The sequence below is a fragment of the Thalassospira mesophila genome, from assembly GCF_002115755.1.
Classification (GTDB): domain Bacteria; phylum Pseudomonadota; class Alphaproteobacteria; order Rhodospirillales; family Thalassospiraceae; genus Thalassospira; species Thalassospira mesophila.
The window spans coordinates 850,079-872,861 of sequence record NZ_JFKA01000001.1; the positions used below are offsets into that span (position 1 = coordinate 850,079).

The 22,783-nt window shown below is 55.7% G+C and carries 18 protein-coding genes; 4 read left to right on the forward strand and 14 right to left on the reverse strand.

What is annotated here, in order from left to right; genetic code table 11:
- Positions 1-200: 200 nt before the first annotated feature.
- The gene (locus TMES_RS03775) at positions 201-824 is read right to left on the reverse strand and encodes a DJ-1/PfpI family protein (protein WP_085579494.1); all 624 of its coding nucleotides are present in this window, start codon (positions 822-824) and stop codon (positions 201-203) included.
- 205 nt (positions 825-1,029) lie between these two features.
- Positions 1,030-2,667 (reverse strand): electron transfer flavoprotein-ubiquinone oxidoreductase, encoded by a 1,638-nt coding sequence (locus tag TMES_RS03780; RefSeq protein WP_085579496.1) that lies wholly within the window; start codon positions 2,665-2,667, stop codon positions 1,030-1,032.
- A gap of 232 nt (positions 2,668-2,899) precedes the next feature.
- Here TMES_RS03780 and TMES_RS03785 point away from each other — a divergent pair, with 232 nt between their 5' ends.
- The 3 genes from TMES_RS03785 (at position 2,900) to TMES_RS03795 (ending at position 6,743) form a co-directional block, all read left to right on the forward strand.
- Entirely contained in the window at positions 2,900-3,814 is a 915-nt protein-coding gene (locus TMES_RS03785) for a uracil-DNA glycosylase (protein ID WP_085579498.1), read from the forward strand.
- Positions 3,815-4,166: 352 nt separating this feature from the next.
- Positions 4,167-6,014: a lytic transglycosylase domain-containing protein gene (locus TMES_RS03790; protein WP_085579884.1), complete on the forward strand. Its 1,848-nt coding sequence runs from the start codon at positions 4,167-4,169 to the stop codon at positions 6,012-6,014.
- A 444-nt stretch (positions 6,015-6,458) separates the two neighbouring features.
- Positions 6,459-6,743, forward strand: a complete 285-nt coding sequence (locus TMES_RS03795) for a hypothetical protein (RefSeq protein WP_143589516.1) — start codon at positions 6,459-6,461, stop codon at positions 6,741-6,743.
- A gap of 198 nt (positions 6,744-6,941) precedes the next feature.
- On the opposite strand, the gene TMES_RS03800 is transcribed toward TMES_RS03795, so the two are convergent.
- The 10 genes from TMES_RS03800 to TMES_RS03845 all read right to left on the reverse strand — a co-directional run bounded on the left by TMES_RS03800 (position 6,942) and on the right by TMES_RS03845 (position 15,367).
- Complete coding sequence (locus tag TMES_RS03800) at positions 6,942-8,021, reverse strand: tetratricopeptide repeat protein (RefSeq protein WP_143589517.1); 1,080 nt, start codon at positions 8,019-8,021, stop codon at positions 6,942-6,944.
- Positions 8,022-8,111: 90 nt separating this feature from the next.
- A complete protein-coding gene (locus TMES_RS03805) occupies positions 8,112-8,615 on the reverse strand; it encodes a cytochrome c-type biogenesis protein (protein WP_085579502.1) in 504 nt (167 codons plus the stop codon).
- Positions 8,612-9,151 carry a DsbE family thiol:disulfide interchange protein gene (locus TMES_RS03810; RefSeq protein ID WP_085579504.1) on the reverse strand — a complete coding sequence of 180 codons (540 nt, stop codon included), beginning with the start codon at positions 9,149-9,151 and terminating at the stop codon, positions 8,612-8,614. Before TMES_RS03810 ends, TMES_RS03805 begins: the two co-directional genes overlap by 4 nt.
- Positions 9,148-11,250, reverse strand: a complete 2,103-nt coding sequence (locus tag TMES_RS03815) for a heme lyase CcmF/NrfE family subunit (protein WP_085579506.1) — start codon at positions 11,248-11,250, stop codon at positions 9,148-9,150. Before TMES_RS03815 ends, TMES_RS03810 begins: the two co-directional genes overlap by 4 nt.
- A gap of 147 nt (positions 11,251-11,397) precedes the next feature.
- A complete protein-coding gene (ccmE, locus tag TMES_RS03820) occupies positions 11,398-11,886 on the reverse strand; it encodes a cytochrome c maturation protein CcmE (RefSeq protein WP_085579508.1) in 489 nt (162 codons plus the stop codon).
- Positions 11,887-11,901: 15 nt separating this feature from the next.
- Positions 11,902-12,099 carry a heme exporter protein CcmD gene (gene ccmD, locus TMES_RS03825; RefSeq protein WP_085579510.1) on the reverse strand — a complete coding sequence of 66 codons (198 nt, stop codon included), beginning with the start codon at positions 12,097-12,099 and terminating at the stop codon, positions 11,902-11,904.
- Complete coding sequence (locus tag TMES_RS03830) at positions 12,096-12,872, reverse strand: heme ABC transporter permease (RefSeq protein ID WP_085579888.1); 777 nt, start codon at positions 12,870-12,872, stop codon at positions 12,096-12,098. Before TMES_RS03830 ends, ccmD begins: the two co-directional genes overlap by 4 nt.
- A gap of 126 nt (positions 12,873-12,998) precedes the next feature.
- Positions 12,999-13,664, reverse strand: coding sequence for a heme exporter protein CcmB (ccmB, locus tag TMES_RS03835; RefSeq protein ID WP_085579512.1), 666 nt, complete (start codon positions 13,662-13,664; stop codon positions 12,999-13,001).
- A complete protein-coding gene (gene ccmA, locus TMES_RS03840) occupies positions 13,661-14,404 on the reverse strand; it encodes a heme ABC exporter ATP-binding protein CcmA (protein ID WP_085579890.1) in 744 nt (247 codons plus the stop codon). The genes ccmB and ccmA overlap by 4 nt, the downstream gene beginning before the upstream one ends.
- A gap of 192 nt (positions 14,405-14,596) precedes the next feature.
- Positions 14,597-15,367, reverse strand: a complete 771-nt coding sequence (locus TMES_RS03845; RefSeq protein WP_085579514.1) for a DUF1223 domain-containing protein — start codon at positions 15,365-15,367, stop codon at positions 14,597-14,599.
- A 269-nt stretch (positions 15,368-15,636) separates the two neighbouring features.
- Between TMES_RS03845 and TMES_RS03850 the strand changes: the two genes are divergently transcribed.
- Positions 15,637-16,971, forward strand: coding sequence for a sodium-dependent transporter (locus TMES_RS03850; RefSeq protein WP_085579516.1), 1,335 nt, complete (start codon positions 15,637-15,639; stop codon positions 16,969-16,971).
- Between the two features lie 71 nt (positions 16,972-17,042).
- Here the strand turns inward: TMES_RS03850 and TMES_RS03855 are convergent, their stop codons facing one another.
- Both TMES_RS03855 and acnA read right to left on the reverse strand, forming a co-directional pair.
- Positions 17,043-19,685 (reverse strand): EAL domain-containing protein, encoded by a 2,643-nt coding sequence (locus TMES_RS03855; protein WP_085579518.1) that lies wholly within the window; start codon positions 19,683-19,685, stop codon positions 17,043-17,045.
- Between the two features lie 201 nt (positions 19,686-19,886).
- Positions 19,887-22,577: an aconitate hydratase AcnA gene (gene acnA / locus TMES_RS03860; protein WP_085579520.1), complete on the reverse strand. Its 2,691-nt coding sequence runs from the start codon at positions 22,575-22,577 to the stop codon at positions 19,887-19,889.
- Between the last annotated feature and the right edge of the window lie 206 nt (positions 22,578-22,783).

Consider the following 22,783-nt stretch of genomic DNA (forward strand, 5'->3'; position numbering starts at 1 on the left):
GCGTTTCGTTTTTGGTCGCGGTGTAAAACCGTATTGATCAAACGGCATAGGCAATCCGTTCGAGGGCATTTCGATACCCTACCTATTCGGCCAATATAAGGCAAAGCATTTGCCCGGTTCGAGTGCGGCATTTCATCACATCATTGCGATCCTGATGCATGGGGGCACATACCGCCGCGCGACAAAGGAGAATGTGGCCCCTAGCAATAAAGGGCCGGTTGGGTTGGCACGTTGAGTTGCGGTTTGATAATATCGGCAGCGGTTTTAACAAAGGTCGATTTTTGGCCGCACGGGGCGACATATTCCAAAATACCCAGTGCCTGTTCAAGGCCAAGGGCGCGGGCAATAACCCAGCCCGCCAGATATTGCGAGGCCAGGCAGCCGCCGCTGGTGACGATATTGCCCTGCGCGATCAGGGGTTTATCCTCGATCAGGCAGCCGGTTTTAGCCAAAAGGGGCCGGGTTTTGGCATCGGTGGTGGCGGTGGCGGGTAAAATATCCAGACGGTGTAAAAACAAAACGCCCGAGCATTGTGCGCCAATCAACTGGCGGGTCGGGTCCAGCGAAAACTGGCTGATCAGGTCGGCATTATCAATATGCTCGCGGGTGCGTGTGCCACTGCCAAACAGGACCACATCGGCCTCGTTGGCAAAGGAAAGCGGTTGCTGGGCAATGATTTCGACACCGTTCATCGAGGTAACAGATTTTTCGGGCGATGTGATTTGCACCGACCAGCCCTCGACCTTGACCCGGGCAAGGATGGACAGGGCGACAAAGCTGTCGATTTCGTTAAAACCATCGAGTGTCACAATCGCAATTTTCATCTGACATTCCACCGCGCAACCAAAAGGGCGGCTATTGAACGCGCAGCACGGCGTTCAAACAAGGAAAAAGACGAAAAACCGTGTGAATTTTGAAATTTTACCGGGCAAGTTGGCCCCGCCAAGGCAACAGGCCGCCATGATGGTTGATCACGGCGGCCTGAAAAGTCTTAGCCGGAATATAACATGTCGTTATATCTCAGGCTGGCTACATATTGGGGTAATTCGGCCCGCCGCCGCCCTGTGGCACCACCCAGACAATGTTTTGTGTCGGGTCTTTGATGTCGCAGGTTTTGCAATGCACGCAGTTTTGCGCATTGATTTGCAGGCGCTGACCGCCTTTTTCCGCGTCGGCGACAAATTCATAAACCCCTGCCGGGCAATACAGGGCTTCCGGCCCGCCATATTTGGCAAGGTTCACATCCACCGGCACCGTGACATCTTTTAACGTCAGATGGATCGGCTGGTCTTCTTCGTGGTTGGTGTTGGATAAAAACACCGACGAAAGCCGGTCAAAGCTGATTTTGCCATCGGGTTTGGGATAGGTGATTTTGGGCATGTCGGCTGCCGGTTTCAGGCAGGTATGATCGGCGTGGTTTTTAAAGGTCCAGGGGGCCTTACCGCCAAAAATATAGGTATCAACCGCGCTATAGGCCATGCCGCCCCAAAAGCCCCATTTGGCAAAGCTGGGGCGAATGTTGCGCACCTTGTAAAGTTCCGGGTAGATCCAGCTGTTTTCAACCGCGGTCGGATAGGCGTTTAGCACCGGGGCCGGGGCATCGCTGATTAATTGCTCGAATGCGGCTTCGGCGGCCAGCATGCCGGTTTTCATCGCGGTGTGCGAGCCCTTGATTTTGGGCACATTCATAAAGCCGGCCGAACAGCCGATAATGCAGCCACCGGGAAAAACCAGATCGGGCAGGGATTGAAATCCGCCTTCATTAAGGGCGCGCGCGCCATAAGAAATGCGACGGCCATTTTCAAAAAACTTGCGAATTTCCGGGTGGGTTTTAAACCGCTGAAATTCTTCAAACGGGCTCAGATGCGGGTTTTCGTAATCCAGCCCGATCACAAAGCCGACCGATACCTGATTGTTTTCAAGATGATACAGGAACGACCCGCCATAGGTTTTTGAATCCAGCGGCCAGCCCACAGTATGCTGGATTTTGCCTTCTTCATGCACAGCCGGGTCAACTTCCCACAATTCCTTGATGCCAATGCCATAGGTTTGCGGGTCGGCTTTTTCGCGCAGATCGAACTTTTTAATCAGCAGTTCAGACAGCGACCCCCGGCAACCTTCGGCAAAGAAGGTGTATTTCGCGTGCAGTTCCATGCCCGGTTCGTAATTGGGGCCCTGGCTGCCATCGCGTAAAATGCCCATATCGCCCGTGGCAATGCCGCGCACGGAACCGGCATCGTCAAACAGCACCTCGGCGGCGGCAAAACCGGGGTAAACTTCAATCCCTAGGGCTTCGGCCTGTTCGCCCAGCCAGCGGCACACATTGCCCAGGCTGACAATATAGTTGCCTTTATTGTGCATTTGCGGCGGGGTTGGCAGCTGTCTGGCGCCGGTTTCGCTTAGCATCATGAACTGGTCTTTGGTGGCAGGCACGTTTAACGGTGCGCCGCGTTCCTGCCAGTCGGGGAAAAGTTCGTTCAGCGCGCGGGGTTCAATCACCGCGCCTGACAGGGTATGCGCGCCAACTTCAGAGCCCTTTTCCACCACGCAAACCGTGATTTCCTTTTCCTGCTCGTGGGCGAGTTGCATCAGGCGGATGGCAGCAGCGAGGCCAGATACACCGGCACCAACGACCACCACGTCAAATTCCATGGATTCCCGTTCCATCTCGTCTCTCTCCTTTGTCACAGCGGGGCTTTATGCCTTTTTTGCTGTGGCCGTGTCGTCATGATCGGGGTCTCGCCCAAGCCCCGTGTTTATTTGGCAGTTAATCGGTAAAGCTATACCGATTTAACGTCTGTTTGTATATGGCACAAGTGGCGTAAAATCGTTAAAGTCATCCCGAATTGTGCGGTCGCTTCACCGGGACTGCGCTGCAACATACGCCTTATTTGTGTAGATGAGCAAACCAATAACAAATTTTGATGTAAATAGCCTGGATGCCCTGCAAGCCCTGATCTGGCAATATGAAATGGGCGCAGACGAAGCCATTGCCGACGAACCGCTGGACCGTTTTCGTGCATCCGAAAGCCTGTCACGACAAGGCACGATGCCGCAAACGGCACCGGGCGGGCGGGGCATTTATGGCATGAAGGGCGCGAATGCGGCCCGTGCGGCTGGTGGTGCCAGTGGTGTGGCGGGCATGGGGGCAGGTGCGGCCGGGGACATGCCGCCTGCGGCCATTGGCGGGTTTGTGTTATCCGATGCACCGCAGGAAGCCCGGGTTTCGGCGCAAAAGGCTGCATCGGATGCCGCAACGCTGGACGAATTACGGGCCGCCGTTCTGGCATTTGAGGGATGTGCGCTTAAAAAATCGGCCAGCAATACCGTTTTTGGCAGTGGCAACCCGGCGGCAGAGATTTTGCTGGTGGGTGAGGCGCCCGATGCTGACGAAGACCGCAAGGGCGTGCCCTTTGCCGGGGCCGCGGGAAAGTTGCTTGATGCGATGTTGCGTTCCATCGGCCAGTCACGCGAAACGGTTTACCTGACCAACATTTTGCCGTGGCGCCCGCCGGGAAACCGCCAGCCGACGGCAGACGAGCTAATGGTATGCGAGCCGTTTGTGCGCCGCCTTATCGAACTGGTCGGTCCCCGGATTGTGGTTTGTCTGGGCGGCAGTGCGGCCAAAATTCTGATGGAGCAGGATAAAGGCATTACCCGTTTGCGCGGAACATGGCACGAAATGTCGTTTTCCGACTCGCTCCAGTCGGACGTAACCGCGATGTTTCATCCGTCCTATCTGCTAAAAACACCCGAACAGAAAAAGATCGCCTGGCAGGATTTACGCAGCATTATCAAAAAAATGCGCAGCTAGGCAGGCGTGCCAATGGTGCCGGTTTTGCGGGGTGGCTGGCGGGCGGGAAAACGTTTCTGGCGCGTCAATTTCGCGCGGCTCGACGTGGTTTTGCCGCGGGTTTAAGAATTGTTTTTGGAAAATAACCAGAAAATCAGCCAGTTTTTAGCGGAGGCAGGTCTGATATGCGTTTGGGGTGCCGGGGCTGGCAACTTCCTGAATACAGGATAAAAATGCTTCGTTAGAGAGCGTTTTGCTGGTATATATGCCCGCTTCAAGACGGGGAATCCGCTTACACAGGTTGCGACGACAAACTGCTTCGGGTTAGAAAAACCGCGTTTACACCGGGGTCTGTTTGGGGAAAAGACAGGTTTTGATCGAAGCACGTACATTGTTTATTTCGCGTTTAACTGCGCGGATCAGGCGCAGCGTTATCATTTTTGCCCTTGCCGCTGTTTGCGTGGCAGGCCCGAAAGTGGTTCACGCCGCACAGGAACAGGCTGCGCTAAGCAGTCCTGGCCTTGACGAGTCGACTGATTCTGACGCGGTTAAAATTCCAAGTGTCCTGTCAAACCGGGATGCGGAACTTTATCGCCAGATTTTCAAGGTGCAAAAGGATGGCCGCTGGAAAGATGCGGACAACCTGATTTCGCGCCTGTCTGACGATGTGCTGATGGGCCATGTCATGGCCCAGCGCTATTTGCACCCCACGGCGTATCGGTCGCGGTTTTCCGAACTGCGCGACTGGCTGGCAAAATATGCCGATCTTCCCGAAGCAGACCGTATTTATGATCTGGCGATGTCGCGTCGCGGGGCGGCCGCAAAGCCCAAGCGCCCGGTTGGATCGTATCTGAAAGGTGCCGGATATGATTACGAAGATATCCGCCCCTATTATCATAAATCGACCAAAAAACTGTCCGCTGCCCAGCGCAGCCGGGTTTCGGTTTTAAAGCGCCGCATTCATTCGCGTATCCGGTCGGGCTGGCCGACAGGCTCGCTCGAAGTTCTTGAGAGCAGCGAAGCACAGCACCTGTTTGATGCCTATGAGCAGGATCAGGCGCGCGCCTCGATTGCGGCGGGGTATTATTATTTTGGCAAGCCGGATCTGGCGCTGAAACATGCGGCGAAAGCGGCAAAACGGTCGGGTAAATATTTGCCCGAAGCCCTGTGGGTGGCCGGTTTGACCGCGTGGCGGCTTAACAAATTTGACGAAGCCCACCAGCAGTTCGACGATGTTTCGACCAACCAGTATGCCTCAAGCTGGACCCGCTCTGCCGGGGCATTTTGGGCCGCACGGATTGATTTGTCTGAAGGCAAGTTTGACCGTGCCGACAAACTTTTGAACCGGGCTGCCAAATATCCGCGCTCGTTTTACGGGTTGCTGGCGCTGCGTGCCCTTGGCCGGAACGATGTTTTTGACTGGGACAGTCTGAGCCTGACCCAGGATCGTGCCAACAAGTTACGGCTTGATCCGCATGGTCGCCGGGCATTGGCGCTGTTGCAAATTGGCAAGCGCCACGATGCCGAACGCGAAATGCGCAAGGCCGCCATTTCCAAAGACCCCAGCCTGCGGCGGGCGATTTTATCGCTGGCCGATACCGAATCGTTTGCCGCCATGACCATGCGGCTGGGCAATTACATTGCCCAAAAATCGGGTGAAGTGATTGTAAACGCCCTGTATCCGGTGCCGTCATGGGTGCCCGAAGGCGGTTATAATGTGGACCGCGCCCTGATTTATGCGTTGATGCGCCAGGAATCGGGCTTTAACGCCGAGGCACGCAGCCATGTGGGTGCCCGTGGTTTGATGCAGTTAATGCCCGCCACGGCCAGCTATATTGGCAACACCCGCTATCGCGGGGCCAAGCGCGAAGAGCTGTACGAACCTGAGGTCAATATTGGTCTGGGCCAAAAATATGTTGGTCATTTGCTCGATCAAAACGGGGTTGATAACGGCTTTTTGCAGCTGATGGCGGCGTATAACGGTGGCATTGGCAATTTGGGCCGCTGGCAAAAAGCGCTGAAAGACAACGAAGATCCGTTATATTTCATTGAAAGCATCCCCTCGCGCGAAACCCGCCTGTTTATCGAACGGGTGATGGCGAATTTGTGGATGTACCGGTCACGCCTTGGGCAGGACCGCCCGTCGCTGGACCGGCTGGCCGCAGGGAAATGGCCAGTTTACCAGTCGCAGGATGCCGACGGATTGGCAGCGGTACGCTAAGTCTGATAACCAACGGGTGTAACGGGTTGGTTTTTACAGCAAGGCATATGGCATAGCTGTTTTGGTCGCGCCCGAATGATATATCCCTTAAAACCGTCACTGGCGATAAATTGGCCTTTGGCGGTTTTAATGTTTCAGGCCCAATATCAGGTTTTGAAAAGTTGTTCTGATCGGAACTTGGCCTGTTTATAATGCCCCGTATGGGGCCAATAAACCGGACAAGCCGGGTGAAACAGTAACGGGTGTCAGGTCCGACAAGTGAAAAAACCGAAACCTTCGCAGCCAAAGCCGCGATTATCGCAGCAGCCATCCTCGTCGGGGACGATACTGGACCGTATCGTTATGCCCGCCATGAGCGGTGAGGAAGCGTTGCGTCGGTTTGGTGGGACGTTGCCCCAGGATAAAAGGCCGCAGCGAGAACCGTCGCAAGGGAAGGCATCCCTGATGGCTTCTGGGAACAGTGCTGCCGAAGACGGGGGCCGAACCAGCGCCCGTGCGCATGACGCAGATGGACAAGATGCCGACGAAGGGCCGTCGGTGCGTCACAGCAGCGCGGATGCGGCGTCACAGTCCTCCTCAACCCTGTCGCGCTATGATCGCGAGGATTTGGCCGCATTGGCCGAATTGCCGTTCGTGATACGGGCTGTGTCTGTGGTGGGAACACTTGCCCTGATCGTCGGGATTATTTTGCTGTCGCTGTTTATTGTGAACTGGCTTAACGCCCCGTAACATCGGGATGCAGTGCCATTGTGCCCGGCCAGACTGATATCTGACTAATACTCACAGATGCATCGGCTTTGCTGTCGCCCAAAAGGGTGTTCGGCGGCATGGCTTTGTTATGTAAGGATGCTGGAAGTACGTTGTTTCATCTGTCGTCATATCACAAGGCTTGATATCTCGTGCTGCGTGCGTCGCGGGTATCACGGGTTAATTGCTGCGATTGGTGGCGCTGTTTTTGTTGTTTTCGCTGGCTTCAAGCTGTGCTTCGAGCGAGGCAATTTCGGCGGCTGTCGAGGCGCTGAGCGGGGCGTCGGCAGGAAGGTCGTGGATCAGGTCGCGCAGGACATGCAGTGATTGCATCAGGTGGCCCTGCTGTTCGAGCATGATGCCGTAATAATAACGGCTCAGCCGGTGATTGGGCATTTGGCCCAACGCGTGCAGGACCAGGTTGCGCGATATTTCGTCGATCTGCCCCCCCTGGGCGGTGATGCGGGTATCGGCATATTCAATTGCCAGCAACGGGTTTTGCCCCGACAGGGCATAGGCCCGGCGATAGGCGGCAACGGCGCGTTCAATATCACCCAGTCGTAACGAGCCACGCGCCAGCACCAGCCAGCCTTGTAAATTGCGCGGATTGGATTCCAGCGAAATGACGATTTGCCCCAAAAGACGGCGGATCTGTTTGTCGGTTTGGGCATCGGGGTCGTCGGGGTCGGCCGCTGCCGCGGCGGCAGCGGCAATATTGCGTTCGCTGGTGCGCTCGGCATAGGGGCGGGCGGGCATGTCGGGGTGGCCCTGCCATATATAAATGCCAAAGGCCGCAATGACAGGAACAGCAGCAAACACACTTGCGAAGATCAGGTTTTTTGTGTTTTTGGTGGTCGCGCCGGTTTTGGGCAGATTGACATCGGTGCGGGCATCGGCAGCAGCGCCCGCATTGGCACTGACAATTGCGTCTTGCCCGCCAATGATTAACGATTGCGCGCCCGCAACCGCACGCGGGTTTAAGGTTGCGTCGTTGCGGGCCTGGGCCGTGCGGTATTCGATATAGCCAAAATCGTCATCAAGGTCGTCGTCGTCATCGTCATCATCGTCATCATCAACCACGTCGCCAATCTGGTATTTGGGTTTGGCGGTGGCGGTTGTTTGCGTAGGTGCGGCGGCGGGAGGCAGGTCGGTTTGGGGCATGGTCTGCCCGGCATCACCGGTTTTGCCATGCCAAAAGGCCGTGAAAAACACGGTTGCGAATGACAGTAAGGATAGCCCCGCAATACCCCACCAGATCATGGTGTATCCCGCAAGAAGCTGGCTGCGGGTGTCGCTATCGCTGTGGCGCGGGTAAGGGTAATGCTGCCGTTCATAGCGGTCATCAGTGGCTTAATCCCCCGAAGGACTTAGAATTTCGTCAAGGCGTTTGCGTTCCTGATCGGTCAGGTTTGCCGGTGCGATGCGGCCATCGCGTTTTTTGCGGCGATAGAACCCAACCACGGCCAAGGCTGCCAGAATAAGCAAGATAAACGGGCTGGCCCACAGGATATAGGTATCGGGTTTTAGCGGCGGGTTCAGTAACACATAATCGCCATAGCGCGCGACAATGTAATCGATGGCTTGCTGGTTGCTATCGCCCGCCAGCAAACGTTCGCGGACCAGAACGCGCAAATCATGGGCCAGATCGGCATCGGAATCATCGATCGACTGGTTCTGGCACACCAGACAGCGCAGTTCCTGGCTTATTTCGCGGGCACGGCCTTCCAGCACCGGGTCCGACAGCATTTCATCGGGGTTCACCGCAAAAGCCGGGCGGGCATAAAAAGTCAGGGTCAGCACAACAGCCAGCATTGCCAGCCAGATCGGCCTGTTTGGGCGAAAGAAGCGCATCATCCTTTTTTCAACTCCCTGATTTTCGGCAAAAGCACGTTTTCCAGTGTTTCGGCATCAATCGGCCCCACCTGTTTATAGGCAATTTTGCCATCCCCATCGATGATGAAGGTTTCCGGCACGCCGTATACCCCGAAATCAATACCGGTTCGTCCGGAAATATCCATACCTACCGCAGTATAGGGATCGCCCAGTTCATCTAGCCAGTTTACCCCGTCCTGCGGGTCTTTTTCCTTGTAGTTCAGGCCATAGACCGGAACGCCCGCTTCGGCGGCAAGGCGTTTGATCATCGGGTGTTCGGCACGGCACGGCACGCACCAGGAGGCAAAGACATTAACCACCGAAACATGGCCCTGCGTCAGATCGGCGCGCGAAATGCCCTTGTCGCGGCCCGGAAGCGGCGGCAGCGAAAATTCGGGCGCGGGTTTGCCTATCAGGGCCGATGGAATAACGGATTGATCCTTGCCGATATTGGTCAGAAATATCCCGGCCAATGCTGCAAAAAGGACTAGCGGTATGACAGCGATCCAGAACCTCATGGGGCGGATACTCCGTTCTTCTTGAAAAGCAGGATCATGCGGGTCAGCATGTTAATGACCCCGCCTAGTAAGATAAGCAGCATGCCCGCCCAAACCCATGGCATCATGGGTAAAAAGCGCACATCAACGATGCGGCCACTATCTTCGGCGCGATCCCCGATCGACACATGCAAATCGCCATCGCGGCCATGCCAGATCGCCGATTCCTTGGTTTCAACACCGCGGATCGGGTAATAGCGAACTTCAGGGTAAAGTTCGCTGACCGGCTGCGCATTGCGATAGATGATGAATTTGGCTTTGCGGGTGGCAAAGTTTTCGCCCGGCAATAAGGAAACCCCCTCATATTGCAAATTATAGGGCCCGATTTCGATGCTTTGCCCGGTGCGGGCGGACAAAACCGCCTGTTCTTCCCACAGGCTGCTGGCCGAACCACCGGCAATCAGCAACGCCATGCCAATATGGGCCAGCGACATGCCGATATAGCGCGGGCCCAGCATTTTGATGTTGCGGTATTTGCTTTCACCGTGGTCGCGGTGGCGCCACAGTTTTTCCCACAGATCGCCAAGGGCTGCCGTTACCACCCATGCCGCCAGACCAATGCCGAGCAACGGCAAGGGCGGCGCATCGATATGGCGCATCCAGACAAACAGGGTCACAATAACCGACAGGATCAGGGCCAGTTTCATGCGCCGTCCCACCGATGCCGCGCCGTCTACCCGCCAGCGCAGTGTGGGCGACAGGCCCATTAACAGCAACATGGCAAGGGTAACGGGCATCAGGGCCTGAACAAAAAATGGCGGGCCAACCGTAATGATGGTGCCGCCCAGCCAGCGCAAAAACAGCGGATAAACCGTGCCGATCATGACAATGGCCGCCGCAACCGCAAGTAGCACGCTGTTGATAAACATGCCGCTTTCGCGCGAGACCAGGGTGAAATCGGCATTTTCGCGCAAATGCCCGGCAGCGCGTGAAAACAGGTAATAGGCCCCGGCAAAAAGAAAACAAAAGCCGATCAGCAAAACCGCATTATCGCCACTGGCGCGCAAGGATTCGGGAAGCGGCCCCAAAAGGTCGGAGCGGGCCAGAAAGGTGCCAAACCAGCCTGCGCCGAATGTCGAAAGGGCCAAAAGGGCGGTCCAGGGTTTAAGGGCTTCGGTTTTTTCTAGAACCGCCAGGCAATGCAAAAACGCCGTTGCCAGCAACCATGGCAGCAACACGGCATTTTCAGAGGCATCCCAGTACCACCAGTTGCCCCAGCTTTGCTCGGCATAGGCGCGATAAGCGCTGATCATCATGGCGGCACCCAGCAACGTCCATGACAATAACGCCCACGGGCGCAGCATTTCGGCCCAGGCGCGGTTCAGGCGGGCACGCGGCAGGGCGGCAACGGTGGCGGCAAAAATGATCGAAAGCCCGGCCAACCCGGCATGCAGGATGGGCGAATAGAAAATGTCGAGGATATCTTGGGATTGCGGATCAAACCCCTGGCCATCAAGCGGCGGGTCACCAATGCGGGCAAACGGGTCGCCGTCGATCAGGACACTGGCGGCCAAAAGCGCAATGATCAGGCCCATCACGCCGACAATGGCGTGGGCATTTTCCGATTTTTTAAAAATCGCGTTTTGCAGCAAAACCAAAATGGTCGCCAGCGATGTCAGCGTGATCCACAGCAGGGTCGCGCCGCGATCGGGGCTGATGGAGGCCGCAATACGGTAAAAAACCGGCGTTGACGAATGGCTGTAATGGGTGACCAGCGGCAGGGTAAAATCGCTGATGACGAAGCTGTAAATCAGGCTTCCTTGCGCGCCAATTGCCAACAGGCAAATCAGCAAGGGCAACGGCCAGATCGGGCCGGTTGGGGCCGGTGCGATATTGTCCGACGAAAAAGGCCGAAAAGCCGCCTGTGAAAAGCTGCGCCACCAGCCGGTTTTGTCGGCCGTTATCGTGCCTGCAGTGCCCGCCATTTGCAACGACGGGCTGCTTGTCGCCGATAAAGACGGACGGCGAAACAGCACCCCAAGCGGCGAAAAGATAACAGCCTGGCAGCAGCCCAGCATCAACAAAAGAATAAGGGCGAAATGTCCGGTTTCTGCGATCATGCCGTGTGGTGCTTTATCCTGTCATGCGGAAAACAGGGTTCCCCCTGCCATCTTGCGATGGTCGGTGATGCTATACGAAAGTGCGCCAAACTGAAATCGTCCCAACAAGAAATATCCCTGATATTTCTGATGGTTCAAAAATATGGCTTAATTACGCATATTTTTGGCATTTTTCTTTTCGATTTCTTCCCAATGGCCACTTTTTTTCAAGGCATCCGCCACTTCGCGGGGCATGTAATTTTCATCGTGTTTGGCCAGAACTTCCTGGGCAACGAACTGGCCTTTGGGGTTCATATGGCCTTCGGCAACCACACCCTGGCCTTCGCGAAACAGGTCGGGCAGGATGCCGGTATAGGAAACCTGCACATCATGCTGCAGGTCGGTGACGGTAAAGGTGACCGTGCTGCCATTATCAAGTTTTTGCAACGATCCTTCCTCGACCAGCCCGCCAATGCGCAGGCGGCGGCCCGTGTCCATGGGTGATTGTTCGGCAAGTTCGGTCGGGCTAAAGAAAAACACAACGGAATCGCGAAACGCCGTCAGGCCAAGGGCGGCGGCACCGGCAGCCGCCAGCAGGGCCGCGCCGATCAGATACAGGCGTTGACGTTTGCGCGATTTGGCACGGGACAGGGACACGTGGATGACCTCCGCTTAAGGCTGGCGGACGGGCGCTTTTTTGCGCCGGGGCCGTCGGGATTTTAACAGGGTTTCAAGATGGGCAAGGTCGCGGCGGCTTTTTGTCAATCCGCGCAGGCTGACCATCAGTAAAACCAGCAAGGCAATGGTGGCAAGGCCGTAGCTGGACCAGACATAACCGGCATAGCCGCCCATTTCAAAAAAATCGGTCATTTGCCGGCTCCTGCCTGTTCGGGGTTATAGGCCGGTTGGGCATTGCCGGGGCTGTCCTCGCCAATGCCGCTAAGTTGCAGGGCGCGAATGCGGCGTTCGTTCAGTTCAAGGCGCACGCGCAAAATCAGCACGATCACGTAATAGCCGGTAAAGCCGACCGCGATCAGAAACAACGGCCAGAGCATGCTGGGGTCGATGCTGGGCCCGCCCATTCGGGCCACCGATGCCGGTTGATGCAGGGTGTTCCACCAGTCGACCGAAAATTTGACAATCGGCACATTGATAACCCCCACCAGCGCCAGCGCCGACCCGGCCTTTGACCCACGTTCCGGGTCGTCAAAGGCATTTACCAGCGCCATATAGCCCAGATACAAAAACAGCAAAATCAGCATCGAGGTCAGGCGTGCATCCCACACCCACCATGTGCCCCACATCGGCTCCCCCCACAGCGACCCGGTAATCAGGCACAGGGCGGTGAAGGTGGCACCAATAGGCGCGGTGGCGCGCGCGGCAATGTCGGCCAGCGGATGTTTCCAGATCAGGCTCATGGCGCCACAAATCGCCATGCCGACATAACAAAACAGGCCCATCCATGCGGCGGGCACATGGATATACATGATGCGCACGGTATCACCCTGCTGATAATCAGCAGGGGAAACAACCAGCGCCAGATACAGGCCCACAGCCAGGGTCAACACCGTAATGCCGATGGCCCAGGGCATGACAGCACTGGCCAGTTTCAGAAACACACTTGGTTTGGCGAAACGATGCATTTTTCCTTGTCCATTCGCATCACGGGCGAAAAATTTCTTTTCCGGGCCGGTTTGTCGGTCTTTCTCAATGTTTTTGCCTGCAGTCATCCGGCGGGCCGGATAGCTGGCAGGGCGCGGGTTTTGTCTTTATTCCACCGCCAGCCGCAGGGCACGGGCCGCTGCGAACGGGGCAAGGGCCAGTGTCAAAAGCAGGATGGCCCCCATAATTTGTATATGTTCACCGGCGGGCAGGCCCAAAAGGGCGGCTTCAACGGCACCGGCGCCAAAAATAAGCACCGGAATATAAAGTGGCAAGACCAGCACCGATACCAGAACCCCGCCGCGACGCGCGCCCAGAATTAACGCCGCCCCAATCGCCCCGATCAGGCTAAGGGCCGGTGTGCCGACCAGCATGGCCAGCATCAAGGTACCAAAACCGGCACTGTTCATATTTAGCATCACCGCCATTAACGGTGCGGCAATGATCAGCGGCAGGCCCGTTGTCAGCCAGTGTGCCAGAACCTTGCCCAGAACAACCAGTTCGAGCGGGACGGGCGACAGCGACAAAAGTTCCAGCGTGCCGTCTTCAAAATCGGTCTGAAAGACCCGCTCCAGTGACAGCATCGCGGCCAGCAGGGCCGAAACCCAGATAACCCCCGATGCAATACGGGCCAGAATATTGGCTTCCGGTCCCACGCCAAAAGGAAACAGCGTGGTGGTGACGATAAAGAAGGCTACCACCATAATTGAATCGGCACCTTGACGAAGCGCAAGGCGCAGGTCACGCGCCAATATGGCCATCAGTATTTTCATGCAATCCCCGAAAAATCGTGCGCCGGGGAACGCGATTTGGCGGTGGTGCCAGTCTCATCGTCGTTTTCGTCACCATCATCAAAATCATGATCCTGAGCGAGCCAGTCAAACATCGGCATGGCAAATTCGTCGAGATCAACACTGCGCGGGCTGCCAACATCGAGATCAATATGGGTTGAATAAACCACAATGCCGCCGCGTGCGCGAAAATCATCAATGATGCGGGCCAGATCGGCACAGGATTCGCGGTCCAGCCCGACGGTCGGTTCATCAAGTAACCAAAGGTCGCACTCGCCAATCAGAATACGGGCAAGGGCGGTGCGGCGTTTTTGCCCGCTTGATAAAAACCGGCCACTGGTTTTGGCCAAATGCAAAATGCCCAGGGCATTTAACGCATAATCAATGGCGGCGTCGCTGTTATCAACATCACGCAGGCTGGCCCATAGACGCAGATTATCGCGCACGGTGAGAACAGGTTTAACCGCATCCTGATGCCCCAGATATTGCAGGCGGGCGCGATGGGCGGGTAAATCGTGACGGATATTTTGATTTTTCCAGCAAATGGAACCGGTTAACGGTTCGGACAAACCGGCCATCAGGCGTAACAGGCTGGACTTGCCAGCACCATTACGTCCGCGCAGCATCAGGGCATCGCCCGGATGTGCCTCGAACGCCAGATCGGCGAAAACAAGACGTTCACCACGGCGGCAGGTAAGATCAGAACCGGTAAAAACAGTCATCCAGGCCACACAAACCATTCACATGTCATGCACTTCTATACCGTGAAGTGTGACGGGAATCATGCTTTATCCGACATTTGGCAAGATGACTTTGTTTCAGGTCAATCTGTGGGCTTTTGCGGTGGGTTTTGCACATTATTTTAATAAAAACGTACCGTGCGGGAGTTCAATGAAAATCTGCCATCCCGGCACCTAGTAAAAGCGCGCCATCCCGGCGCTGCGAATGGGGCCGCCATTTTCTTCCTGCAACAAAACAGCGATGCCGCCATTGCATTCATATTCCAGCCGCACCGGAATTTCGCGCGGTTTGCCATCCCACGTGCCCAGATCGTCCAGCTCGCGCACGATATTAACATGCGTTAAATTGCGCCCGGCATTTTCGCCTGCTTCAACATCGGTGCTGGCGTGGCGGTCAAACCCGACCAGCCAGATTTTAAGCGGCTTTGTCGGTGCGTTGCCAGGGGTGGCCGCCAGTTCCACAATGCCACCCGGTTTTTGCCCGGCGGTGGCATCGGTTTTAATCGTCACCCAGGATGCCAGCGAGGAGGGCTTTTGCAAGGCGGCCTTCAGGATGGCGTCCTTGTGGGTGGCGCGTACCGAGCCCGCACCATTGATCATGATTTGCGGGGTGTAAACATAGCTTTCATGCTGGAAGGCGGCATATTTGCGCTGGCGGTCGGTATAGACTGGTTCGGAAAAACGGTCTTTCCAGCCCAGATAGTTCCAGTAATCGACATGGAACGACAACAAAAGCAGGTCATCTGTTTCGGTGGAAATATCACGCAAAACCGCATCGGCCGGCGGGCAGGAACTGCATCCCTCGGAGGTGAAAAGTTCGACAACTGCCTGCGGGGTTTGGCTGGTGCTTTGCCCTGCGGCGGCGTGGGCCGGGCCGGGAACAGCAAGCGCAAGCCAGACTGCCAGGGCGGAACCCCGCAAAAGTTTGAGTGAATGTGTTTTCATGGCCCTATCATTGCCGATTGCCCCATCACCTGCCAATCACAAGCGGTTGAAGCAACCACAGGTTACGAAAACATGTGGTTTTTTGCGTAAATGGATGCTCCATTCACCGGCGTTTTCTGCTAAAGGGTGATATTAGCTGCGGTTTATGCGTGGTGCCAATGGCAGCGGACGGGTGCCGCGGCCAATGATCAAAATTTAAAAGAAAAGCCGGTCCATCACCCCGCGAACGGGTGTGAAACGAGACCGCAAGACAAGAGGGTTTGCAGGTAATGATGAAACGTGAACATTGGGGGTCACGCCTCGGCTTTATTCTGGCGGCTGCGGGGTCAGCCGTTGGTTTGGGTAATATCTGGAAATTTCCCTATATGGCAGGGGTTAACGGGGGCGGCGCGTTCCTGCTGATTTATCTGGCACTGGTCTTTACAATCGGCCTGTCGGTGATGCTGGCCGAAATGGTGATTGGCCGCATGGCCGAAAAGAACGCCATTGGCGCGTTTAAAAAGCTTAAAGGTGGTGCCTGGCCGCTGGTGGGTTTGTGCGGGGTTGCCGCCGCCTTCATGATCCTGTCGTTTTACAGTGTCGTTGCGGGCTGGACGATTGCCTATATGGTCAAATCGGTGAGCGGGGCTATTTCCAGCAGCGATCCGGCGGTGCTGGGTGCAGCCTTTGGCGGCTTTATTTCCGGCAGTATTTCGCCGCTGTTTTACCATGCCATTTTCATGGCGCTGACGGTGTTTGTGGTGCTTTCGGGCATTGGCAGTGGCATTGAACGGGCATCGAAAATTTTGATGCCAGCCTTGTTCGTGCTGCTTCTGGTGCTAATTGTGCGCGCCGTGACGTTGCCCGGTGCAGATAAAGGCTTGGCCTTTTTGTTGCAGCCGGACTTTTCCAAGGTGACCTGGCATACGGTGTCCGATGCACTGTCGCAGGCGTTTTTCTCGCTGTCGCTGGGCATGGGGGCCATGATCACCTATGGTTCGTATCTGTCGAAAAAGGAAAACATTTCCGGGGCAGCGGGCTGGGTTACCCTGCTTGATACCGCCGTTGCGGTTTTGGCCGGTTTGCTGGTGTTGCCTGCCGTGTTTGCCTTTGGCTTTGACCCGGCAGCAGGCCCGGGCCTGACATTTATCACGCTGCCAGCTGTTTTTGCGCAAATGCCGTTTGGCGCGTTTTTCGCCTTCCTGTTCTTCTTGTTGCTCGCGATTGCGGCCCTGACATCGTCGGTGTCAATTCTGGAAGTTGTGGTCGCCTATTTCGTTGATGATCGTGGCGTTAATCGCAAAATGGCATCCATCGTTGTGGGCGTCATCATTTTCTTTTTGGGCATTCCGTCGTCGTTGTCGATGGGGATGATGGCCGATACCAAATTTTTCGGCATGACCTTCTTTGATCTGATGGATTTCCTGTCGTCGAAATTGCTGCTGCCGATTGGCGGGCTGTTTATTTCGCTGTTTGTCGGCTGGGTTGTCTGGGGCGCGGCAAAGGCCGATATTGCCGCGCATAACGGCACGGTTCCGTTCTGGATCAATGGCTGGGGCATTGTGGTGAAATTCATCGCGCCGCTGGCAATTGCCTTTATCCTGATTCAGGGCCTGATGGGATAATATCCTGACGGGGATGGCATAAATACCGGGCGGAAACGGGGTGCCGTTTCCGCCCTTTTTTTAAGGGCCCGTTATACCGGGAACTGGCGGCGATCATTGGTGAACAGATGGGCAAAGCTGCTTTCGATTTCTTCGGCGCGCACGGGGCGCCCGCGCAGGAAACCTTGCAGAAAATCACAGCCGTTATCGCGCAGGAACTGTTCTTGTTGCGGGGTTTCGACCCCTTCGGCGATGCAGGTTTTGCCCAGATTGTGCGCCATGTTGATGATGGTGCGCACCAGTTCGCTGCCGCCAATGCCTTTGCCAATATCATTGACAAAACTGCGGTCAATTTTCAGCACGTCAAACGGCACATGGCGCAGATAACTCAGGCTGGAAAAGCCGGTGCCAAAATCGTCGAGCGCAATTTTAACCCCCAGATCACTGATGCGTTGCAATTTGCGGCAGGTATCGTCGATATCCTGCATGAACAGGCTTTCGGTGATTTCAATTTCCAACCGGTCACCGGCCAGCCCGGTTTCATTTAACACCGACGACACCAGGTCGCCAAATTCGATCGGGCTGTTAAATTGCTGCAGCGAGGCATTGACCGCCATGGTGATGTTATGCAGGCCGCGCTGCCGCCATTTTACGGTCTGGCTGCACGCGGTGCGCAATACCCACAGGCCGATTTCATCAATCATGCCAATTTCTTCGGCCAGCGGAATGAATTTACCAGGTGGAAGTTCGCCATGTTTGGGATGACGCCAGCGGATCAGGGCTTCAAACCCCGAAAGCCCGCCATCATTGGCAATGAATTGGGGCTGATAGGCCAAATACAGCTCGCGCCGTTCCAGTGCGTGGCGCAAATCGCTTTCAAGGGCCAGGGTGTTGCTGTTGATGGTGTTCATTGACCGGTTATAGTGATTGAACCGGTTGCGCCCGTGGTTTTTGGCGCGCAGCATGGCAATTTCGGCATTGCGCAATAACATGGTGGTGTCGTTGCCATCACGCGGATACAGGGTAATGCCCATGCTGGCGGTAATAAACAGCTCGCCGCCCGATGCGGAAAAATGGGGCTGGTTAAATACCTCCATCAAATCCTGGGCCATGGTTTCAAGGGTATCCTTGCCACCTTTTTGCGGCAGCAAAATTGCAAAATCGTCTGCGCCCATGCGCGCCAGAATGGCATCCCCCGGCAACGCCCGGTGCAAGCGCCCGGCAAAATCAACCAGCACATCGTCGCCAATGGTGTGGCCCAGTGTGTTGTTGATGCGCTGGAAATTATCAATATCAACCAGCAAAACCGCTACGCTGTCCTTGTTGCCGCGACATTCGTTCAGGGTGCGGCCCAGCACATCAATAAATCGGCGCCGGTTGGGATAGCCGGTCAGCTCATCAAAATGCGACAGGCGGCGAATGTCCTCGCTGGTTTGTTTGCGATCGGTAATGTCGGAAAAAATCCCGGCATATTGCAACACCCGGCCTTCTTCATCGCGAATGGCAATGATTGATAGCCATTCGGGGTAAATCTCGCCCGATTTGCGCCGGTTCCATATTTCGCCCTGCCAGCGCCCGGCCCGGGTAATGCTTTGCCACATGTCTTCGTAAAATGCCCGGTCATGGCGGCCCGATTGCAACAGATTGGGGCTTTGGCCAATGGCCTCGGCGCGGCTATAGCCGGTAACGCGGGTAAAGGACGGGTTTACATCCTCGATCTTGCCCTGATCATCGACAATGATGATGCCGTCGGGCGAACTTTCAATGATCTTGCGGCTGAGATGCAGCGATTTTTGCGCCCGCGCCAGCGCCGTGTCGCGGTCTTCCATCGCATCGTGCATATGCTGCAGATAGTCTTGTTCGATCGAGGCCAGAAGGTCATTGAACGATAAAATGCCCAGCACGTTCTGCTGTGTATCGGTGACCACAAGATGGCGGATCTGATGGTCGATCATGATCTGGCGGGCATCTTGCAAGCTGGTATGGTCGGAAACCCGGCGTACCGGGCGGCTGGCAATTTCCCATGCCGAGCCCGAGGCACTGCGATGCACCAGATAGCCGACAATATCGCGTTCGGTAACAATGCCGATGGTGCCCGTGACCGGCCCGCTATCGTCACCCGAACCCGCCAGATCGGGGCGGGCGTCATTGATCGGGGAGGAGGTATTTTCGGGCATCTCCGGGGTTACGGGCTGAAAGACAATGGCGCTGTCGCATTCGCCTTCTTTCATCGCCGCCTGAAGCAGGCCAATCGGGGTGTCGCCCGGTACACTGACGGTGTTGCGGCGAATGATCGAGGCAACATCGCGTTCGCGCAAGGGGTGAATGGCACTGGGTACGCGGATCAAATCGCTTTGGCTGACAATCCCGACCAGGCATTCCTGATCATCGATAATGATCAGATGGCGCAATTTATCGCGGCGCATGCGAAATGTTGCCGCCTCGACCGAGGCATGGGCCGACATTGTGCGTACCGGCGACGACATCCAGTCGGAAATCGGGCGCAGAAAGGCAGACGGGTCTTCAGCGCTGATGCCAAGACAGTCATGTTCTGTCCAGACGCCAACGGGTTTGTTTTCGAGCGTCACAACGATCGAGCTTCGCCGCTGACGATGCATCAGGGCGATGGCGTCGCCAAGCGGCAGCTCCGGGTTGCAGGTCAGAACCTGGCCGTGCGTCAAAGTTCCAACACGCACCGTTAACAGCGGGGCCGGGATTTTGGCGTAACGCGTCATTATTCGGTGCAACAAGTGGTTAAATACAAGGGTTTTGCTCCTGCGTGGGAGGACCGGGGCATAATATTCCCTAACACCTACGCAATTATGGCACCACACGTTAGGGGATAGATCAATTCAAAACTAAAAAAACACCCCGCCAGAAAAAATCTGACGGGGTGTTTTTGAAATTTGCCGATTAAACCCCGAAGGGTTTGAAAATCAGGCAGCATCCTTGATCATGTTGCGCAGAACGAACTGCAAGATACCGCCATTCTGGAAATACAGAACTTCGTTTTCGGTATCGATGCGGCACACAACAGTTGCTTCCTCGGTCGAACCATCCTTGCGGGTGATACGAACCTTGACATCCTGCTGCGGGGTAATGCCATTGGCAATGCCCTCGACATCAAAGGTTTCCGTGCCGTCCAGTTTAAGGGACTTGCGGCCTTCGCCATCCTTGAACTGCAACGGCAAAACGCCCATGCAGACCAGGTTGGTGCGGTGAATACGTTCAAAGCTTTCGGCGATAACAGCCTTAACACCCAAAAGATTGGTGCCTTTGGCTGCCCAGTCGCGCGAAGAACCCGTGCCATATTCCTGCCCGGCGATAACCACCAGCGGCGTGCCTTCTTCCTGATAGCGCATGGCAACATCATAAACCCAGCCCTGATCGGCGGACGGGTAATGAACCGAAACACCGCCTTCGGTGCCCGGTGCCATTTCGTTACGGATACGGATGTTGGCAAAGGTGCCGCGCATCATGACTTCATGGTTACCACGGCGTGCGCCATAGGAGTTGAAGTCACGAACGGCGACGCCGTTTTCCTTCAGGTATTCGCCTGCCGGGCTTTCTTCCTTGATCGAACCGGCCGGTGAAATATGGTCGGTCGTTACGGAATCACCCAGGATCAGCAGCGGACGTGCGCCGTGAACATCCGAGAAATCGCCCGGTTCAGCAGCCATATCAACAAAATAAGGCGGGTTCTGAACATAGGTTGATTTGTTGTTCCACTGATAGGTTTCCCCTTCAGTGACCTGGATTTCCTGCCACGGCTTCGGACCGGCAAAGATGTTGTCGTAACGGTCTTTGTACATCTTGGCCGAAATCGAGGTCGCGATGGTATCGGCGATTTCCTTGTTGGTCGGCCAGATGTCTTTTAAAAACACATCTTTGCCGTCCTTGTCCTGGCCCAGCGGGTCGTTATTAAGATCGACCTTCAGGTTACCCGCAAGGGCATAGGCAACAACCAGCGGCGGAGAAGCAAGATAGTTTGCCTTCACATGCGGGCTGATGCGGCCTTCAAAGTTACGGTTGCCCGACAGAACAGCGGTTACCAGCATGTCCTGGTCTTCGATGGCACCCGCAATCGGGGCGGCCAGCGGACCAGAGTTACCAATGCACGTGGTGCAACCAAAACCGGCGACGTTAAAGCCAAGCTTGTCGAGGTAATCCTGCAGGCCGGCTTTTTCAAGATAGTCGGCAACCACAAGCGAGCCCGGTGCAAGCGAGGTTTTAACCCACGGCTTGCTGTGCAGACCCAGTTCAACAGCCTTTTTCGCCAGCAAACCCGCCGCAATCAGCACACTCGGGTTCGAGGTGTTGGTGCAAGACGTGATGGCAGCGATAACAACGTTACCGTCTTTCATGGCGAAATCTTCGCCTTTGACAACGACGGTACGGTCGGCATCAACACCTGGTGCCATATCGGCAAAGGTTTTGGTAAAGCTGGAAACAGCATTTTTCAGCAAAACGCGGTCCTGCGGGCGTTTCGGCCCGGACAGTGCCGGTTCAACGGTGGAAATGTCGAGTTCCAGCGTATCGGTGTAAACCGCTTCCAGATCGGGGTCGCCCCACATGCCCTGTTCTTTGGCATATGCTTCAACCAGCGCGATCTGTTCTTCGGAACGACCGGTCGACCGCATATAGTTCAGGGTTTCATCATCGATCGGGAAGAAGCCACAGGTCGCACCATATTCCGGTGCCATGTTGCCGATGGTTGCGCGGTCGGGCAAGGACATGTGCGCCAGCGCGTCGCCATAAAATTCGACGAATTTGCCAACAACGCCTTTTTCGCGCAGCATTTCAACAACACGCAAAACCAGATCGGTTGCAGTGATGCCTTCTTTCATCGCCCCGGTCAGCTTGAAACCGACAACTTCCGGGATCAGCATCGAAATCGGCTGGCCCAGCATGGCGGCTTCGGCTTCGAGACCACCAACACCCCAACCCAGAACGGCAAGGCCGTTAACCATGGTGGTGTGGGAATCGGTGCCAACCAGAGTATCGGGATAAGCCACGGTTTTGCCGTTGTCGTCCTTGCCGGTCCAGACGACCTTGGCAAGATATTCAACGTTTACCTGGTGGCAAATGCCGGCCCCCGGCGGGACAATGCGGAAATTGTTGAATGCATTCTGGCCCCAACGCAGAAACTCGTAACGTTCGCCGTTACGTTCGAACTCGACTTCCATATTTTTGTCGAGTGCGTCGTCGGTGCCAAAAAAGTCAATCATGACCGAGTGGTCAATGACGAGATCAACCGGTGAAAGCGGGTTCACCTTCTGGGCGTCGCCACCCATATTAACCACGGCATCACGCATGGCGGCAAGGTCGACAACGGCGGGAACGCCGGTGAAGTCCTGCATCAGCACGCGGGCCGGGCGATAGTTGATTTCGTGGGAGCTTTTACGAGATTTCAGCCATTCAACGACGGCTTTGACGTCGTCAGCTTTCACGGTGAAATCGTCTTCGTAACGCAAAAGGTTTTCAAGAACGACCTTTAGCGTGAACGGCAGTTTGGAAACGTCGCCGATTTTTTCGGATGCAGCTTTAAGGCTGAAATAATCGAAGGATTCATCCCCGACCTTCAAAGTGCGGCGCGTTTGCAGGTTGTCTTTGCCACAAATGGACATCAGACCCTCCTCAAGGTGGTTAAAGGGCTTGTCGTGACAAGACACCCCGACCGTCGGAGCGCCGAGCGGTGGGCTATCTGTTGACCGTGACGCGGGTCACGATACACATAAGAAGTGCGAGGGCGTTACACCACAAATCGGGGTGAAAGTCCAGACCTCGAAAAGGGTCTTTCGCGAAATCATCCTGATAACAATGCTTTGCCCGT

Bases quoted from the DNA above. Each gene is read 5' to 3' on its own strand.
- TMES_RS03785 (WP_085579498.1), top strand. From the start codon at position 2,900: ATGAGCAAACCAATAACAAATTTTGATGTAAATAGCCTGGATGCCCTG.
- TMES_RS03800 (WP_143589517.1), bottom strand. From the start codon at position 8,021: ATGATCTGGTGGGGTATTGCGGGGCTATCCTTACTGTCATTCGCAACC.
- TMES_RS03815 (WP_085579506.1), bottom strand. From the start codon at position 11,250: ATGATCGCAGAAACCGGACATTTCGCCCTTATTCTTTTGTTGATGCTG.
- TMES_RS03850 (WP_085579516.1), top strand. From the start codon at position 15,637: ATGATGAAACGTGAACATTGGGGGTCACGCCTCGGCTTTATTCTGGCG.
- ccmB (WP_085579512.1), bottom strand. From the start codon at position 13,664: ATGAAAATACTGATGGCCATATTGGCGCGTGACCTGCGCCTTGCGCTT.
- TMES_RS03780 (WP_085579496.1), bottom strand. From the start codon at position 2,667: ATGGAACGGGAATCCATGGAATTTGACGTGGTGGTCGTTGGTGCCGGT.
- TMES_RS03805 (WP_085579502.1), bottom strand. From the start codon at position 8,615: ATGATGCGCTTCTTTCGCCCAAACAGGCCGATCTGGCTGGCAATGCTG.
- TMES_RS03845 (WP_085579514.1), bottom strand. From the start codon at position 15,367: ATGAAAACACATTCACTCAAACTTTTGCGGGGTTCCGCCCTGGCAGTC.
- TMES_RS03795 (WP_143589516.1), top strand. From the start codon at position 6,459: ATGGCTTCTGGGAACAGTGCTGCCGAAGACGGGGGCCGAACCAGCGCC.
- TMES_RS03775 (WP_085579494.1), bottom strand. From the start codon at position 824: ATGAAAATTGCGATTGTGACACTCGATGGTTTTAACGAAATCGACAGC.
- TMES_RS03810 (WP_085579504.1), bottom strand. From the start codon at position 9,151: ATGAGGTTCTGGATCGCTGTCATACCGCTAGTCCTTTTTGCAGCATTG.
- ccmD (WP_085579510.1), bottom strand. From the start codon at position 12,099: ATGACCGATTTTTTTGAAATGGGCGGCTATGCCGGTTATGTCTGGTCC.
- TMES_RS03830 (WP_085579888.1), bottom strand. From the start codon at position 12,872: ATGCATCGTTTCGCCAAACCAAGTGTGTTTCTGAAACTGGCCAGTGCT.
- ccmA (WP_085579890.1), bottom strand. From the start codon at position 14,404: ATGACTGTTTTTACCGGTTCTGATCTTACCTGCCGCCGTGGTGAACGT.
- TMES_RS03855 (WP_085579518.1), bottom strand. From the start codon at position 19,685: ATGACGCGTTACGCCAAAATCCCGGCCCCGCTGTTAACGGTGCGTGTT.
- acnA (WP_085579520.1), bottom strand. From the start codon at position 22,577: ATGTCCATTTGTGGCAAAGACAACCTGCAAACGCGCCGCACTTTGAAG.